Raw genomic sequence first — 15170 nt, forward strand, 5'->3', positions numbered from 1 at the left:
TGGATGTGGTGCATTGGAACCGGCGGGCGCGCCACAATAACGCGCCCACATGCTCCAATTTGGAGCGTTGGTACGGTGCTAATGCGATGCATCAGCCTGGCGATACCGTTGCATGCTGGGCGTGCCCGATAGCAGCCTGGGCAGCGGCATCGTTGGCCGGTTTGGCAGCCTGCCGTGCCGAGCGATTCGCGCCCGATGGCGGCACAGCCGCCCCACGCTGGCTACGTCCCGGCACGCGCTGCATGAGGCAGAACACACCCACCGCACTGCCGCTGATGCGTCCCACCCCACCGGTCAGCATCGTGCAGCCCACACAACGCCCCAGGCTGTCGCCCACAAAAATCGCAGAACCATATCGAAAAAGCTTCGTTCCCCCGGCAACGCTGGCTTTTTAGACTGGGCGAACTTGTTATGACGAGTTCGTACCCAGATGACGACGTCCCCACCCTCCACCCGCCTGCACGCGCCGCCGCTCTATGAACGGATCAAGGGCGCGCTGCGTGAGGCCATCCTTAGCGGGCAAGCCGCGCCCGATACGCTGCTGCCATCCGAAGCCGCCCTGTGCGAGCAGTTTGGCGCCAGCCGCATCACCGTGCGCCAGGCCCTGGCGGATCTGCAGAACGAAGGGCTGATCTTCCGCCGCCATGGCAAGGGCACCTTTGTCAGCGCGCCGAAGGCGTTCCAGAACGTGACGGCGCTGCAGGGCTTTGCGGAAGCGATGTCCGCGCAAGGGCACAACATCCACAACCGCGTGCTGCGGTTGGAGACGGTGCCCGCGCCAGTGGATGTAGCGCAGGCGCTGCAGCTTGCACCCGGCACGCCCGTCACCGAATTGCATCGCGTGCGATTGCTGGACCGCGCGGCGGTATCGCTGGAAGTGACGTGGCTGCCGGAGGCACTTGGGCGCGTGGTGGCCCGTGCAGATCTGGCAACGCGCGACGTGTTTCTTGTGCTGGAGCAGGACGCAGGCGTGCCGCTGGGCCACGCCACGCTGGCCATTGATGCGGCGCTGGCGGATCACGCAACCGCGGCGGCACTCGACGTGGGTGCAGCCGCGCCCATCCTGCGCGTGGAGCGGCTGACACACGACGCGCATGGCAAACCCATCGACTTTGAGCGCCTCTACTTTCGCGGTGACACCTTCCAGTACCGGCTACGGCTGGACCGGCGCGTGGCCGCATCGGCGCAATCCATCTTCCCCTCGCAAGGCACCGTATGAACACGCAGGAACTGGAGTACGACCTCGTCATCGTGGGCGGCGGCACCGCCGGCCCAATGGCGGCAATCAAGGCAAAAGAGCGCAACCCCGCGCTGCGCGTGCTGCTGATCGACAAGGCGCACGTCAAGCGCAGCGGCGCCATCTCGATGGGCATGGACGGTCTGAACAACGCGGTCATTCCTGGCCACGCCACGCCCGAGCAATACACCCGCGAGATCACGCTGGCCAATGACGGCATCGTCGATCAATCGGCCGTGTATGCCTACGCACAGCACAGCTTTGCCACCATCGAGCAGCTCGACCGCTGGGGCGTGAAGTTCGAAAAGGACGAGACCGGCGACTACGCCGTCAAGAAGGTGCACCACATGGGCAGTTACGTGCTGCCCATGCCCGAGGGGCACGACATCAAGAAGGTGTTGTATCGACAGCTCAAGCGCGCGCGGGTGGAGATCACCAACCGCATCGTCGTTACGCGCGTGCTGACGGATGTGGATGGCGCGGCGTGTGGTGTGCTCGGCTTCGATTGCCGTACGGCGGATTTCCTCGTGGTGCGTGCGAAGGCCGTGGTACTGAGCTGCGGCGCGGCCGGGCGGCTCGGCCTGCCCGCATCGGGCTACCTGATGGGTACGTACGAGAACCCCACCAACGCAGGCGATGGCTATGCGATGGCGTACCACGCCGGTGCGGAACTCGCCAACCTGGAATGCTTCCAGATCAACCCGCTCATCAAGGACTACAACGGCCCTGCCTGCGCCTATGTGACCGGCCCACTGGGCGGCTTTACCGCCAATGCGCGCGGCGAGCGCTTCATCCAGTGCGACTACTGGAGCGGCCAGATGATGTGGGAGTTCTACCAGGAACTGCAGGGCGGCAAGGGACCAGTCTTCCTCAAGCTCGACCACCTGGCCGAAGAAACCATCCAGACCATCGAGACCATCCTGCACACCAACGAGCGCCCGAGCCGCGGCCGCTTCCACGCCGGGCGCGGCACCGATTACCGCACGCAAATGGTGGAGATGCACATCTCGGAGATTGGCTTCTGCAGCGGGCACAGCGCATCGGGTGTGTATGTGAATGCGCGCGCAGAGACGACCGTGCCTGGTCTCTACTCCGCCGGTGACATGGCCGCCGTGCCGCACAACTACATGCTGGGCGCGTTCACCTACGGCTGGTTTGCGGGGCAGAACGCGGCGGACTACATCGCCGGCCGGCCAGGCGACGTGCGTGTCGACGACGAGCAGATCGCCCGCGAGCGCGCGCGCATCTTCGCGCCGCTGCAACGCGAACACGGACTCGCCCCGGCCCAGGTGGAATACAAGCTGCGCCGCATGGTGAACGACTACCTGCAGCCGCCCAAGGTCACCCGCAAGATGGAAATCGGCCTGCGCCGCTTCGACGAGATTGCCGAAGACATCACGCACCTGCACGCACGCAACCCGCACGAACTGATGCGCGCGATGGAAGTCAGCTTCATCCGCGACTGCGCGGAGATGGCCGCACGCGCCTCGCTCTTCCGCACGGAAAGCCGCTGGGGCCTGTACCACCACCGCGTGGACTACCCCGAGCGCGACGACGCCAACTGGTTCTGCCACACGCGCCTCTACAAAGATGCGCACGGCGCCATGACCAGTCGCAAGCAGGCCGTTGAGCCCTACGTCATCCCCGTCGATGTGCGCGGCACCGATTCTTACGCGCACCTGCGCATCCCCCAGGCAGCCTGATCATGTCTCACGCCCCACTCTCGTTTCATACGCCTCACGACATCACCTCGCGCAGCAGCGCGCCCGTCACCATTGACGAAGCCAAGTGCATTGCCGACAAGGGCTGCACGGTGTGCGTGGATGTCTGCCCGCTCGACCTGCTCGCCATCGACCTGACCAAGGGCAAGGCGTTCATGCAGTTTGATGAATGCTGGTACTGCATGCCCTGCGAGCAGGACTGCCCGACCGGTGCGGTAAAGGTCGACATTCCCTATCTGCTGCGTTGAGGTGGCGATGACGACAACGATCCTGGCGCGCCTGCGCGACGCGGATGCCGCCACACGCCGCGTCGCGCTATTGCAGCTTGCCGATGAGGAAGACGCCGATGCGCTGCCCGACGTGATTGCCCTGCTTGCGGATGACCCAGCGCCCGAGGTTCGGCTGGAAGCCGCGCGCATTCTGGCAACGTGGGAACAACCGGATACCGTGGCCGCGCTAGCACGTGCATTGGAAGACGTTGATGCCGCTGTGCGTGATGCGGCAGCGCTCGGCCTGGGTGAACTGAAGTCGCCCGACTCTGCGCCCGCGCTGCTGCCCTACGTCGACCATGCGAGTGGCTTCGTGCGCGCAGCCGCCCTGCGTGGCTTGCGAGAACTGCGCGTGCCTGAGAGCGAAGCGCCCGCACTGCAAGCCTTGCAAGACGCTGATGCCACCGTGCGCCGCGAAGCGGTGGCCGTGCTCGGTTGGCGCAAGCATGCGGCCGCGCTGCCTGCCCTGGCAGAACGCGCCCGCCATGATGACGACGCGCAAGTGCGGCGCGCAGCTGCAGGTGCGCTTGGCCTTGCGACGGATGCATCCGTGCTACCCGCGCTGCTCGACGCACTGCGCGACACCGCCTGGCGCGTGCGCGAGGAAAGCGCCAGCACGCTTGGCAAACTCCGCGCGCTGGCTCCCGACGCACATGTGACGCAGGCCTTGGTCGATGCACTGGCGGATGACTACTGGCAAGTCCGTCTACAAGCCGCCCGCGCACTTGGCCGCTGGCGCGCTGCGCATGCCGTTGATGCACTCGCCGCGTTGTTTGCGCACCCCATCAGCAACCTGCGCAAGGAAGCTGCGCTGGCATTGGGCGAAATCGGCGATGCCGTTGCCCTGCCCGCCTTGCGCAACGCGGAAGCCGATGGCGACCCCGAAGTCGTCAAAGCCGTGCGGATTGCGCTCGCACAGATCGAGACCGCCCGTGCAACCCCCTGAGCGCATCGACAACGACATCGCAAAGGGCGCATTGCGGCTGCATTGGAAAGAGGCAGCCATCGCGCTCGACCACGTTGCGTTGCGCGCAGCCTGTCGATGCGCCGAATGCCAGTTCAAGCGCCATCACGGCACGTCGATCAGCGCACCGGCCGACGTGCGTATCATCGCCGTTGAGCCCGCTGGCTACGGCGTGCAACTGGTCTTTAGCGATGGGCATGCGCGCGGCATCTATCCATGGGCCTATTTGGCCGAGTTGGCTGCCACAGCAACAGGCTGACGCAGCTGCGCCTATGCACATGCAATCTTGTTCGTTCCTTCGCGCACGTGCGGTCCGTAGCATCGACCGCACAACACCCAACTCGCTGGAGGAAGCATGCAAACCCAATCGCCTCATACCCCCCCATCGTCTGGCCGACGACGCTGGCTTGCCGCGCTGCTGGGTGCCGGCCTTGCGCTGAGCGCGGGCCTCACCCAAGCCGCCGACCCGGCCGGCACGGTGCGCATCGGCTTTCAGAAGGCAGGGCTGCTGGCCGTGCTCAAAGCGCAGGGCTCGCTCGACAAGCCGCTGGGGGAGCTCGGCTACAAGGTCGAGTGGAAGGAATTCCCCGCAGGGCCGCAACTGCTGGAGGCACTGAACACGGGTAGCATCGACTTCGGCTACACCGGTGCGCCGCCGGCCGTGTTTGCGCAGGCGGCAGGTGCGCGCCTCGTCTACGTGGGTGCGGAGCCCGGCGGCAAGACCAACGAGGCGCTGTTTGTGCTCGACGGTTCGCCCGCGCACAGCGTGGCCGACCTGAAGGGCAAGCGCATTGCGCTGCAGAAGGGCTCCAGCTCGAACTACCTGCTGGTGCAGTTGCTCAAGCGCGCCAACCTGACGGTGCAGGATGTGCAGCCGATCTACCTGCCGCCCGCCGAGGCACGCGCCGCCTTTGAGAGCGGTGCCGTCGATGCGTGGGTCGTGTGGGACCCGTACTACGCGCTGGCGCAGAAAGCGCTGAAGACGCGCACGCTGGGCGATTTCAGCGAGGTGCCGACCTCCAACTTCTACGAGGCCACGCCGGAGTTTGTGAAAGCGCATCCGCGCGCGGTGAATGCCATCCTGGCGCAGTTGCGCACCTCGGGCCTGTGGGTGAACCAACATCCGCAGGAGACCGCGGCGCTGCTGGCGCCCAAGCTCGGTATTGAACAACCCGTGGTGGAAACCTGGCTGCGGCGCGTGCCTTACGGCGTAACGCCCATCACGCCGGAAATCGTGGCGTCACAACAGCAGATTGCCGACCTGTTCCTGCAGCAGAAGCTGATTCCCAAAGCCGTGAATGTGCAAGGTGCGGTCTGGCAAGCGAGCTTCCCGGTTGCGGGGTTGTAGGCCGGTTGCCGGATGCAATGCTAAGGTGCGGCACGAACACATGAACGGAGCCGCACCGTGGCCTCGAGAATTCCGCTTCTGGCAGTGCTCTCTGCACTTTGCATCGCTGGCACGGCCTGCGCGGCAGACGTCACCGTTCTGAGCGCGGGCGCGTTCCGGCCTGTGCTCGATGCGTTGGCGCCTTCGCTTGAACGCACGGGCGATCTCCACCTGATCATCTCCAACGGCACGGCGGGCGAACTGGCCAAGCGCATCCAGGGCGGCGAGGCTTTCGACGTGGCCATCCTGCCGGAGCCCTTGGCGAAAACGCTCAGTGCGTCGAGCAATCTGGCACCGACGCTCGGCAACGTGGCGCGCGTCGGCATTGGCGTTGCCGTGCCCGAGGGTGCGCCCAAGCCCGCGATCTCGACGGTCGATCAGTTCAAGCAGACATTGCTGGCGGCACCATCGGTGGCGTATCTGGACCCGGCGGCGGGCGGGTCGTCGGGCATCTATCTATCAAAGCTGTTTGAGACGCTGGGCATTGCGCAGGCGATTGCGCCGAAGGCGGTGCTGGTTCACGGCGGGCTGGTGGGTGCCCGGCTCGTCGATGGCAAAGCGGCGCTGGCCGTGCATCAAGTCAGCGAATTGCTCGCGGTGCCGCACATCCAGTACGTCGGACCATTGCCCGCGGCCATTCAGAACTACACGGTGTATGCCGCCGGCGTGAGTGCCCATGTGAAGAACCTTGAGGGTGCGCAGGCATTGCTACAGGCGCTGCACAGCGAGGCGGCCGCCGCCCTACTCGAGCGCAAAGGCATGGAGCCGGCCGCAGCGCAGTGAGCGCAGGCGGCCAGCGCACTCACATCAGAAGTTGCCGAAGCGGCCAATCCAAGCCGCAGCGCCCTTGGTGTGTCCTTTGAGGGCGGCATCCAGCTCGGTGCGGGTGAGCCCGCTGGGCAGCGCGTCGGGCGCCAAGTCGGTGGCGATCAGCAGGAAAATGTAATGGTGCATGCCCGAGCCCTTGGGAGGGCACGGCCCCAGGTAGGCTGGGTCGCCAAAGGTATTCTGGCCCATGCGCAGGGCATCGCTTGTGGCGGCGCCTTCGCGCAACTCGGTCTGCGTGGCGGGAATGCCGTAGGTCAACCAATGGTTCGCACCTTGGCCGAGTTGGCCCTGCGGATCACTCACGATCAACGCCAGGCTCTTGGTGCCGGCCGGCAGGTTGGACCAGCTCAGCGCCGGAGAGATGTTCTCGCCCGTGCAATTCTGGTTGGCGGGGTTCTTGCCGGCGTACTTGCGGTCGATGACGCCGTTGTCGGCAAACGCGGACGACTGAAGGGTGAAGACGCCGGTCTCGGCATGCGCAGCAGGTACGGCCGACAGGCATGCAAACAAAAACAGCCCGGCGCTGAGCGGCGCGCGGAGCATACGTAGTGCCACGATGGATCTCCTTGAGAGGTTTGTTCTCCGAAAAGCGCCAAGACGATACGCCAACACCCTCGACACGCCTACCGCGCGCGACACATCATCACAGGTAGCGCACGCAGCGTACCGTCAGAGTCCCGTGCGACAATATCCGCCCTCCGGCGAAGCTCTCGCCCTCGCAGCTTTTGCCTCACCTGACCATAGGAGACCCGGGCGCATGTTCGGCGACATCACGCGTTTTCTGCTCGACACGATCTTCTCGCTTTTTGGCGCCGCGCTGCTGATACGCGCCTGGACGCAGGCGGTGCGGCTGTCACCGCGCAATCCGCTGTCGCAGGCCATCTTTCAACTGACGGGCTGGCTGGTGCATCCGCTGCGCCGGGTGATTCCGGCCACGGGCTACATCGATTGGTCATCGCTGGTGGCGGCCTATGCCACGGCGCTCGTGTATCTGCTCCTGCTGCTGGCCTCCGTGGGCGTGAGCCCGATGGCGCTCCTGCCGTGGGGCTTTGTGGCAGCGCTGTTCACAGTGCTCAAGTGGGCGTTCAACGTGCTGGTGTGGGTGACCATTGCGTCGGCCATCCTGTCGTGGATGGGCCCGGCATCGCCCATGGGCGCGGTGCTCAATACGCTGGTGGATCCGCTGCTGCGCCCGATCCGCCGCGTGGTGCCGCCGCTGGGCGGGCGGCTGGATCTCTCTCCGCTGATCCTGTTGGTGATTGCGCAGGTGCTGGTGATCGCGCTGTCGCACCTGTCCCTTTCGCCGCTGTTCATGTGAAAACCTATTCACAATCCTACTGCGCAGCCCGATCTTGGCCCTGCGATGCTCACCGTACACATGTACGGTTGCGCTTCTCGGGTCAACCTCGAGCCGCTCGCTACGGATCGTGAACAGGTTCTGAGCGCGGCACGCGCCTTGCTCGACTGAAGGTGCCAGCGCACGCACTGCGCCGGCCCTATCAGGAGAGCACACATGAACACATGGAAAACGGCGCTGATTTGCGTGATTGCGGCACTGGCCCCGGCATTGGCGGCATGCACCGTAGGCGGTGCAGTGGCGGGCGGCGTAGCAGGCCATGAGCTGACACACAGCCCGGCCGGCACGATCGGCGGCGCAGTGGCCGGCGGTGTGATCGGCCACGAGCTGAGCAAGTAGCCGGTCCCGCCCATCCCTTCTCTCTTCAGGTTTGCGCGAACAGCGCGCGATATGCGCTGGGCGAGGTGTGATACGTCCGGCTGAAATGCTGGCGCAACGACACCGCACTGCCAAAGCCAGCCAGTTGTGCAATCGCTTCCACCGGCTGGCGCGTGGTCTCCAGCATGCGTTGTGCGTAGGCCAGACGTTGGCCGAGCAACCATTGGCTGACAGTCGCGCCGGTCAACTCACGAAAGCGTCGCGTGAAATTGCGTCGGCTCATCGCAGCGCGTTCAGCCAGCGAATCCAGCGTGTGCGGCTCAGCCAGGTTGGCGACGGCCCAGTTCAGCAGATCGGACAAGCGATCACCACCCGGCGCGTCGTGCAGCGGTTGCTCAATGTATTGCGCCTGCCCGCCCTGCCGATGCGGCGCCACCACCAGCCGCCGCGCAATGCGGTTGGCCACCTCTGCGCCATGCCAGCGGCGCACGAGGTGCAGGCAGCAATCCAGCCCCGCAGCCGTACCGGCAGATGTCACCAGCCGGCCATCGTCGGCATCCAGATACAGCACATCAGGTACGAGCTTCGCGCGCGGATAGCGCTGCGAGAACGCCTCGACCGCACTCCAGTGCGTGGTCGCCTCGCGGTCGTCAAGCACACCGGCCTCCGCCAGCACGAACGCCCCCAGGCACAGGCCAACCACCGTGGCACCCCGCTCATACGCAGCGCGCACAGCGTTCACCATGGGTGCAGGCGGCCGCTCTTCTGTATCGCGCCATGACGGCACGATCAGCACATCGGCGCGGGCTGCGTCTTCCAGTGTCAGGTCGGTCTGCACGGCAAACCCGGCGGTGGTGCGCAGGCCTCCTTTCCTGGCGGGTTCACCCGCGCAAATCCGCAGGTTGTACGCAGGCAGCCCCGCCCAGATGCGGTCTTCGAACACCAAGCACGGCACCGAGAGGTGAAACGGGCTGATGTCATTGAAAGCCAGAACAGCGATTTCCTGGGGTTGCATGTGGGCTCCGCGTGTTTGGCCCAATTTCATCGATAAATGTCTTCCGGGCCACTGTCGGGAAGGATAGCCATGCACGAAGATGCTGTCCACGGGCACAACACAACGCCCCAGACAGCAAATCCCGAAATCCACTCCGAGGAGTCAGCCATGACCGCAAACGCCACCCCCAAGCGCGCCCTGATCGTCATCGATGTGCAGAACGAGTACTTCACCGGCGGCCTGCCGATCGAGTACCCGAACCCGCAGCAGACTGTCGCCAATGTCGGCGTTGCCATGGATACGGCGCGTGAGGCCGGCATTCCGGTGATCGTCGTACAGCAGACCTCGCCCGCCAGCTCGCCGCTGTTTGCCATTGACACGGACGGCTGGCAACTGCACCCGGTGGTGGCCTCGCGCCCGCATGACCACTACGTAAGCAAGACGCTGCCGAGTGCATACCCGGAAACCGATCTGGCGCAATGGCTGCAAACCAACGGCATCGACACATTGACCGTGGTCGGCTACATGACGCACAACTGCGATGCCTCCACCATCAACCATGCGCTACACAACGGCACGGCAGTGGAGTTCTTGCACGATGCCTCGGGGTCGATCCCGTATCAGAACCAGGCCGGCTTTGCGAGTGCCGAAGAGATCCATCGCGTATTCAGCGTGGTGCTGCAATCGCGCTTTGCAGCGGTGATGTCGACCCAGGATTGGGTGCACAGCGTGAAGACCGGTGCGGTGCCGGTGCGCGACAACATCTACAAGTCCAACCAGCGGGCGCGTGGTCTGCTGAAGGATGAGGTGGCGCAGAAGGCAGCCTGATCGCGCGACGTTGTCGCCAGAATAAACACCTCGCCTTGCGCGGGGTGTTCGCGCTCAGCCGGCCACACCCTCTTCGGCCGGCAGAAACCCCCGAAAAGAGACTTCGACCTGCTCCACCATCGACGCCGAGGTGGCTTCGCGTAGGGCTGCCATCAGCGCCTCGAATGCGCCCTCCACAGACGCGCGGTCGGTGGCCTCGACCAGGCGCTGGCGGATCGGATGCTCGGCCGAGCTGAACGTGCGTGCCGCAATGTCCATGAGGTACATGCGTGCCGCAGCCAGCGAGCGCTTGCGGTTGGGCGCGGCCGGCTTGGGCGGCTCGGGCTGGGGTTCTGCAACCGGAACCAAGGCAGGCTCACCTGCAACATCGGCCGCAATCTGAATGAAACCCGCCTGCAGCAGTTCGAGCACGGCCTGCGCTTGCAGACCCAGTTGGCTCGCACGCACGGCAAGATCCTCGCCCGTGGCCTGGCCGTCCACCATGATGAGCAACGCCCGGCTTGAGCGGCTGAGCGCGCCGTTGCGCGTGGCGATCTCACGGCGCCCCGCGTCTGTCTTTTCGAATCGTGCTGATAGCGCTTGCATGGTTCCCCCCCGTTTTTTTCTCTTCCTCCTCCGAAGATTGGGCACAACCTAAGGCGCTTTATTTGCAGAACCGTGAAACTGCGCAGCGTGCGCGGTGAAATCGTTAAGCAAACGCTTGCGCTCAGATTGGTGTCGCCAAAGCAAAACACCCCGCCTGAAGCGGGGTGTTGCGTGGTTGCGGGTTGCGTTACTCAGTGCGCTGCAGCGGCGCCGCTCATCACCTCATGCGAACCACGGATGCCGTTGAACCACGCGTTGAGCACCACTGCCACCAGCGTGCCCAGGACGATGCCGCTGTGGGTAATCGGGTGCGTCCATTCCGGGAAGTGGTGGAAGAAGGTCGGCGCCAGCGTCGGCACCATGCCAAAGCCCACCGACACGGCGATGATCAGCAGGTTATGGCGCTGGTTCTGGAAATCCACCATGCCCAGCATGCGGATACCGGCCGCGGCCACCATGCCGAACATCACCAGCCCCGCGCCACCCAGCACGTACTGCGGCACGGATGCCACCACGTACGACAGCTTCGGAAACAGCCCCAGCACGATCAGCAGCACACCGCCCGCTGCCGCCACGTAGCGCGAACGCACACCCGTGATCGACACCAGCCCGATGTTCTGCGAGAACGACGTATGCGGGAACGTGTTGAACACGCCGGCCACCACCGTCGCCAGACCGTCGGCGCGCAGGCCGTTGGTCAGCTCGTTGCGCGAGATGGGCTTGCCCACCACGTGCGACAGCGCGAGGAACATGCCGGTCGATTCCACCAGCGTGATCACGATCACGATGCACATCGAGATGATGGCCGACAGTTCGAACTTGGGCATGCCGAAGTGGAACGGCGTCACCAGCGTCATCAGCGGCGCGGCGCTAACATCGGCCAGCGACACCTTGCCGAAAGCGGCGGCCACCAGCGTGCCCGCCACGATGCCCAGCAGCACAGCGATATTGCACAGCAGCGCGTTACCGAACTTGGTCAGCAGCAAGATCGTCACCAGCACCAGCGCAGCGATGGCCAGGCCAAACGGATCGCCAAAGGCCGGGTTCGGCACCATGTGCTTCACACCGTCCACCACCTGCGGAATCATCTGCTGGCCACCGGCGGCCCAGTTGATGCCCACGCTCAGCAGCGAAAAACCGATCAGCATGATGACCGTGCCCGTCACCACACGCGGGAACAGGCCCAGCAGCCGACCCATCAGCGGGGCAATGGCAATGCCGAACACACCCGAGACGATGGATGCCCCAAAGATGCCGGGCAGCCCCATGCCGGGTTCCACGCCGATGGCGATCATCGGTGCCACGGCGGCAAACGTCACCCCCATCATCACCGGCAGCCGAATCCCGAAGATCAGGAAGCCGAGCGACTGGATGAGCGTGCCGATACCGGCCGCAAACAGGTCGCAATTGACGAGATACGAAAGATCGCTCTTCGACAGGCCAAGCGCATTGCCGACAATCAGCGGCACCGCAATCGCACCGGCATACATCACCAGCAGGTGCTGCAAGCCGAGTGCAAACAGGCGCGGCAGCGGCAGGCGTTCGTTAACAGGATCGACGCAGGTCGAGGACGACGGCGAGGGAAGGCCGGGGGATTGGCGCATTGTCTTGTCTCCTGGGGCCACTCCCGTGTACGTGCCGGGAGCGTGCCTGGTGTGCATCGAGCGGACCGGGCACGGGCCCCGTCTGCCGACATTTGCGCGACGTGATGTCGCACATTTGCCGGCATCTTGGAGCGCGCTCCGGCTTATGTCAACAATTGCTATCGTTTTTTGTGTACATATTTTGCGTTCCGAAATGCGAGTGCGCTTCGAACATCGCCACACCTTGGTAAGTCACGCCGGAGTCGAATCGCTGGCGGTACAGGATGGCGCATCGCAGCATGCCGTTGTCGGCCACCACGGGCGTGAGATCGTAGGTGCCGCGCCCAAACGGGCTACCACCGTGGCAGGTGGTGCCAATATCGGGCTGGTAGTGCCGGATCAGCAGCGTCGCGCGCAGCCCGCTGGCTTGCACTTCCAGGCTGCCGATCAGACGCAGGGTGCCGCCCTGCCAAACCATGTCCAACGTGCCGCTCACGCAGCCTACGGGCCCGCATCCGCCAACCACGGTGGGCGTTGTAAACACGCCGCGACACCCGAGCGCCGTCTGCTGGCGCAGGGTCAGGTCGGCCTGATCGATCACGGCGTAGTGATAGTCCCCGGCGTTGCCGCCCACCGCTAACGTTTGCGCGCCCATGCGCACGGTGCCGCGCGTCCAGCGCCCGTGCATGTAACCGCGGTGGTGATGGAGATCCGCCAGCTCGGCGGTGTCGCCAATCAGCTGGTAGTCGTTGATGCCGATGATGGCACCCGAAGGCAGTTGCGCCAGCCGAGCAGCGCTGCCGCTGACCTGCCGCGCCCCGTTGCCCAGCATGAAGCGGGGCGGCGCACTACGATGGGCAGGCAATGACTCTGTGGCAAACGTGACAACCCGGGCGTCGGGCAGAAGAACAGCCTGCCCGCTCGCCGCCGGTTTCTGACAACCTGTCAAATTGTTGGCGGTCCCCTTTTTTTATGCGCATCGTGCGCATCCGTAACATCGGTTTGCCCAGCCAAGCGATGAGATGAATCCATTGTGGTCCTTGAGGAAGGTTGAACTGCCGCGACTCCGTAGCGGAATGTGCTGCGCAGCGCGCCTCAGCGAGGCGGATTCAGCCTAGGCAGTGGCTCACCCAAAGTTCAAGAAGCAACACAACTTCATATTCCTTGATATTCAAACGGGCTCCCTCAACTGCGGGACTCGTCCATCCCCAGCGATGCCATGAAGAACCCTCACTATGATCCGGCCAAGCCTCACCACACGCCGGATGGCTTCCGCAACCGCTACCCGCATCCGCGCCCCGGCGGGGATTTCTGGAAATGGCAACGCGAGCGCCGCAAGTCAGGGCTCCCCAAACCGCCCACACTGGACCTCGCCTGCATTGCCCCCAACCTGAGCGCGGTACACCAGCCGCCTGACGTGCCGCAGCTCACCTGGATCGGCCATGAAACACTGCTGCTGCAGATTGATGGGCTCAACGTGCTGACAGACCCGGTGTTCTCCAAGCGCGCTTCGCCGCTGCCGTTTGCCGGCCCGCGCCGCCACCAGCCGCCGGGGCTGTCGCTCAAGCAGTTGCCGCATATCGACCTGGTGCTGATCTCGCACAACCACTACGACCATCTGGACCGTGCCAGCGTGCGTGCGCTGATGCATCAGCCGGGCGGCGCACCGATGTTTTTCGTGCCGCTGGGTATCGACCACTGGTTTGCGCGCAACGTGCGCGGCACGCGCCTATCAGGTGACAAGCCCAACGTGCGCGCCTTCGACTGGGACGATGAAGCACACTTCGGCCCCTTCACCGCGCATTTCTGCGCCGTACAGCATTGGTCCGCACGCGGCCTGTACGACCGCAACCAGACGCTGTGGGGCAGTTGGGCACTGCTGCATCCGCGCCTGCGCTTCTGGTTCTCGGGTGATCTGGGGTATTCGCAAGACACGCGCGACATCGGCACGCGCTTCGGCCACTTTGATGTGGCCGCGATTGCCGTGGGCGCGTACGAGCCACGCTGGTTCATGAAGGCCCAGCACATCGACCCGACCGAGGCGGTGCAGGTCATGCAGGACATCGGTGCGCGGCAGGCGGTGGGCATCCACTGGGGCACGTTCGCGCTGACGGACGAACCGCTGGACCAGCCCATCGCCGATCTGGCCAACGCATTGAAGGTTGCCGACGTGCCCGCAGAACGCTTCGCCCTCTTCAAGCATGGCGAGACGCGCGTATGGGATGCAGCGGCCCAACGCCTTGTCACCGCATTACCCAAAGAAAACGCGCGGCCGCGAGATGACTCGCTGGCCGCGCAATAAGACTTTGGCAGGGAAAGCTCGGAACTACGCCGGCATCAGGTCGGCGTCGGCAGCCATGCGCGATCACGCAGACGAGCGCGGATGCGTGCGATGGCCTGGCTGTGGATCTGGCACACGCGCGATTCCGACACGCCCATCACGGCGCCGATCTCACGCAGGTTCAGATCCTGTTCGTAGTACAGGCTCATCATGAGCTTCTCGCGCTCGGGCAACCCCTCGATGGCGGCCACCACCGATTCGCGCAAGTCGTGGTCCAGCAACTGGTCCAGCGGCGTCAAATCGTTCTCGGCAGCGCGGTTCTCGATGAAGGCGTCGGCGTCTTCGCGGTCGAAATCTTCGTAGTACAGCAGCTGGCTGCCCTGCAGGTCGACCAGTTGCTTCTGGTAGTCGGCCAGCGACATGTTCAGCGCAGCGGCAATTTCCGTTTCCGTGGGCGCACGGCCCTTTTGCTGCTGCAGCTTCTGGATCGCCTGCTCGATCGTGCGGGCGCTGCGGCGCAGGCCGCGCGGCAGCCAATCGGAGCCACGCAGCTCGTCCAGGATTGCGCCGCGAATACGCTGGGCCGCGTAGAACTCGAACTGCACGCCCTGCGTTTCTTCATAGCGCGACAGCGCATCGAGCAAACCCATCATGCCGGCCTGGATCAGATCGTCGAGTTCGACGCTGGCCGGCAGCTTCACCATCATCTGGTTGGCAATGCGGCGTACCAGCGGTGCATACGTCGCCATCTCGTCGGACTTGGTCTTGCGACCGGTTGCGGTGTACATATCCATGCCTGCCTTTGGCGCTTCGTTCAT

The 15170-nt window shown here is 64.6% G+C and carries 18 protein-coding genes; 11 read left to right on the top strand and 7 right to left on the bottom strand.

Annotated features, from left to right (window positions below):
* Positions 1–91: 91 nt before the first annotated feature.
* Positions 92–337, bottom strand: coding sequence for a hypothetical protein (locus tag F7R11_RS17670; RefSeq protein WP_064806599.1), 246 nt, complete (start codon positions 335–337; stop codon positions 92–94).
* A gap of 93 nt (positions 338–430) precedes the next feature.
* On the opposite strand from F7R11_RS17670, the gene F7R11_RS17675 reads away from it, so the two are divergent.
* From F7R11_RS17675 to F7R11_RS17705, 7 genes are all read left to right on the top strand, one after another.
* Positions 431–1219: a GntR family transcriptional regulator gene (locus F7R11_RS17675; RefSeq protein ID WP_064806596.1), complete on the top strand. Its 789-nt coding sequence runs from the start codon at positions 431–433 to the stop codon at positions 1217–1219.
* Entirely contained in the window at positions 1216–2940 is a 1725-nt protein-coding gene (locus F7R11_RS17680; RefSeq protein WP_064806594.1) for a fumarate reductase/succinate dehydrogenase flavoprotein subunit, read from the top strand. The genes F7R11_RS17675 and F7R11_RS17680 overlap by 4 nt, the downstream gene beginning before the upstream one ends.
* A 2-nt stretch (positions 2941–2942) precedes the next feature.
* A complete protein-coding gene (locus F7R11_RS17685; RefSeq protein ID WP_021192811.1) occupies positions 2943–3206 on the top strand; it encodes a 4Fe-4S dicluster domain-containing protein in 264 nt (87 codons plus the stop codon).
* Between the two features lie 7 nt (positions 3207–3213).
* The gene (locus tag F7R11_RS17690) at positions 3214–4173 is read left to right on the top strand and encodes a HEAT repeat domain-containing protein (protein WP_064806592.1); all 960 of its coding nucleotides are present in this window, start codon (positions 3214–3216) and stop codon (positions 4171–4173) included.
* Positions 4160–4450: a DUF971 domain-containing protein gene (locus tag F7R11_RS17695; protein WP_064806590.1), complete on the top strand. Its 291-nt coding sequence runs from the start codon at positions 4160–4162 to the stop codon at positions 4448–4450. The genes F7R11_RS17690 and F7R11_RS17695 overlap by 14 nt, the downstream gene beginning before the upstream one ends.
* A 96-nt stretch (positions 4451–4546) precedes the next feature.
* Positions 4547–5539 (top strand): sulfonate ABC transporter substrate-binding protein, encoded by a 993-nt coding sequence (locus tag F7R11_RS17700; protein WP_064806588.1) that lies wholly within the window; start codon positions 4547–4549, stop codon positions 5537–5539.
* Positions 5540–5596: 57 nt separating this feature from the next.
* Entirely contained in the window at positions 5597–6361 is a 765-nt protein-coding gene (locus F7R11_RS17705) for a molybdate ABC transporter substrate-binding protein (protein ID WP_082932895.1), read from the top strand.
* A gap of 24 nt (positions 6362–6385) precedes the next feature.
* Here the strand turns inward: F7R11_RS17705 and F7R11_RS17710 are convergent, their stop codons facing one another.
* The gene (locus F7R11_RS17710) at positions 6386–6961 is read right to left on the bottom strand and encodes a YbhB/YbcL family Raf kinase inhibitor-like protein (RefSeq protein ID WP_231973345.1); all 576 of its coding nucleotides are present in this window, start codon (positions 6959–6961) and stop codon (positions 6386–6388) included.
* A 202-nt stretch (positions 6962–7163) separates the two neighbouring features.
* Here F7R11_RS17710 and F7R11_RS17715 point away from each other — a divergent pair, with 202 nt between their 5' ends.
* Together F7R11_RS17715 and F7R11_RS17720 are read left to right on the top strand one after the other, a co-directional pair.
* Positions 7164–7724, top strand: coding sequence for a YggT family protein (locus F7R11_RS17715; RefSeq protein WP_064806584.1), 561 nt, complete (start codon positions 7164–7166; stop codon positions 7722–7724).
* A 195-nt stretch (positions 7725–7919) separates the two neighbouring features.
* Positions 7920–8102: a glycine zipper 2TM domain-containing protein gene (locus F7R11_RS17720; RefSeq protein ID WP_021192818.1), complete on the top strand. Its 183-nt coding sequence runs from the start codon at positions 7920–7922 to the stop codon at positions 8100–8102.
* Between the two features lie 25 nt (positions 8103–8127).
* Here the strand turns inward: F7R11_RS17720 and F7R11_RS17725 are convergent, their stop codons facing one another.
* Positions 8128–9096, bottom strand: coding sequence for a GlxA family transcriptional regulator (locus F7R11_RS17725; protein WP_104577581.1), 969 nt, complete (start codon positions 9094–9096; stop codon positions 8128–8130).
* 147 nt (positions 9097–9243) lie between these two features.
* On the opposite strand from F7R11_RS17725, the gene F7R11_RS17730 reads away from it, so the two are divergent.
* Positions 9244–9903 (top strand): cysteine hydrolase family protein, encoded by a 660-nt coding sequence (locus F7R11_RS17730; protein WP_064806580.1) that lies wholly within the window; start codon positions 9244–9246, stop codon positions 9901–9903.
* Positions 9904–9957: 54 nt separating this feature from the next.
* On the opposite strand, the gene F7R11_RS17735 is transcribed toward F7R11_RS17730, so the two are convergent.
* The 3 genes from F7R11_RS17735 to F7R11_RS17745 all read right to left on the bottom strand — a co-directional run bounded on the left by F7R11_RS17735 (position 9958) and on the right by F7R11_RS17745 (position 12903).
* On the bottom strand, positions 9958–10488 hold the full coding sequence (locus tag F7R11_RS17735; RefSeq protein ID WP_021192821.1) for a hypothetical protein: 531 nt from the start codon (positions 10486–10488) through the stop codon (positions 9958–9960).
* A 191-nt stretch (positions 10489–10679) separates the two neighbouring features.
* Complete coding sequence (locus F7R11_RS17740; protein WP_064806579.1) at positions 10680–12092, bottom strand: nucleobase:cation symporter-2 family protein; 1413 nt, start codon at positions 12090–12092, stop codon at positions 10680–10682.
* A gap of 148 nt (positions 12093–12240) precedes the next feature.
* Complete coding sequence (locus tag F7R11_RS17745; protein WP_064806577.1) at positions 12241–12903, bottom strand: hypothetical protein; 663 nt, start codon at positions 12901–12903, stop codon at positions 12241–12243.
* Positions 12904–13290: 387 nt separating this feature from the next.
* On the opposite strand from F7R11_RS17745, the gene F7R11_RS17750 reads away from it, so the two are divergent.
* The gene (locus F7R11_RS17750) at positions 13291–14373 is read left to right on the top strand and encodes an MBL fold metallo-hydrolase (RefSeq protein WP_064806575.1); all 1083 of its coding nucleotides are present in this window, start codon (positions 13291–13293) and stop codon (positions 14371–14373) included.
* A 35-nt stretch (positions 14374–14408) separates the two neighbouring features.
* On the opposite strand, the gene F7R11_RS17755 is transcribed toward F7R11_RS17750, so the two are convergent.
* Positions 14409–15170 (bottom strand): RNA polymerase sigma factor FliA, encoded by a 762-nt coding sequence (locus tag F7R11_RS17755; protein WP_021192825.1) that lies wholly within the window; start codon positions 15168–15170, stop codon positions 14409–14411.

It is taken from the genome of Ralstonia insidiosa, assembly GCF_008801405.1.
In the GTDB taxonomy this organism is placed as follows: Bacteria; Pseudomonadota; Gammaproteobacteria; order Burkholderiales; family Burkholderiaceae; genus Ralstonia; species Ralstonia insidiosa.

Bases quoted from the DNA above. Each gene is read 5' to 3' on its own strand.
- F7R11_RS17685 (WP_021192811.1), top strand. From the start codon at position 2,943: ATGTCTCACGCCCCACTCTCGTTTCATACGCCTCACGACATCACCTCG.
- F7R11_RS17690 (WP_064806592.1), top strand. From the start codon at position 3,214: ATGACGACAACGATCCTGGCGCGCCTGCGCGACGCGGATGCCGCCACA.
- F7R11_RS17700 (WP_064806588.1), top strand. From the start codon at position 4,547: ATGCAAACCCAATCGCCTCATACCCCCCCATCGTCTGGCCGACGACGC.
- F7R11_RS17730 (WP_064806580.1), top strand. From the start codon at position 9,244: ATGACCGCAAACGCCACCCCCAAGCGCGCCCTGATCGTCATCGATGTG.
- F7R11_RS17750 (WP_064806575.1), top strand. From the start codon at position 13,291: ATGAAGAACCCTCACTATGATCCGGCCAAGCCTCACCACACGCCGGAT.
- F7R11_RS17715 (WP_064806584.1), top strand. From the start codon at position 7,164: ATGTTCGGCGACATCACGCGTTTTCTGCTCGACACGATCTTCTCGCTT.
- F7R11_RS17725 (WP_104577581.1), bottom strand. From the start codon at position 9,096: ATGCAACCCCAGGAAATCGCTGTTCTGGCTTTCAATGACATCAGCCCG.
- F7R11_RS17735 (WP_021192821.1), bottom strand. From the start codon at position 10,488: ATGCAAGCGCTATCAGCACGATTCGAAAAGACAGACGCGGGGCGCCGT.
- F7R11_RS17755 (WP_021192825.1), bottom strand. From the start codon at position 15,170: ATGAACGAAGCGCCAAAGGCAGGCATGGATATGTACACCGCAACCGGT.
- F7R11_RS17675 (WP_064806596.1), top strand. From the start codon at position 431: ATGACGACGTCCCCACCCTCCACCCGCCTGCACGCGCCGCCGCTCTAT.
- F7R11_RS17740 (WP_064806579.1), bottom strand. From the start codon at position 12,092: ATGCGCCAATCCCCCGGCCTTCCCTCGCCGTCGTCCTCGACCTGCGTC.
- F7R11_RS17720 (WP_021192818.1), top strand. From the start codon at position 7,920: ATGAACACATGGAAAACGGCGCTGATTTGCGTGATTGCGGCACTGGCC.
- F7R11_RS17680 (WP_064806594.1), top strand. From the start codon at position 1,216: ATGAACACGCAGGAACTGGAGTACGACCTCGTCATCGTGGGCGGCGGC.
- F7R11_RS17745 (WP_064806577.1), bottom strand. From the start codon at position 12,903: ATGCTGGGCAACGGGGCGCGGCAGGTCAGCGGCAGCGCTGCTCGGCTG.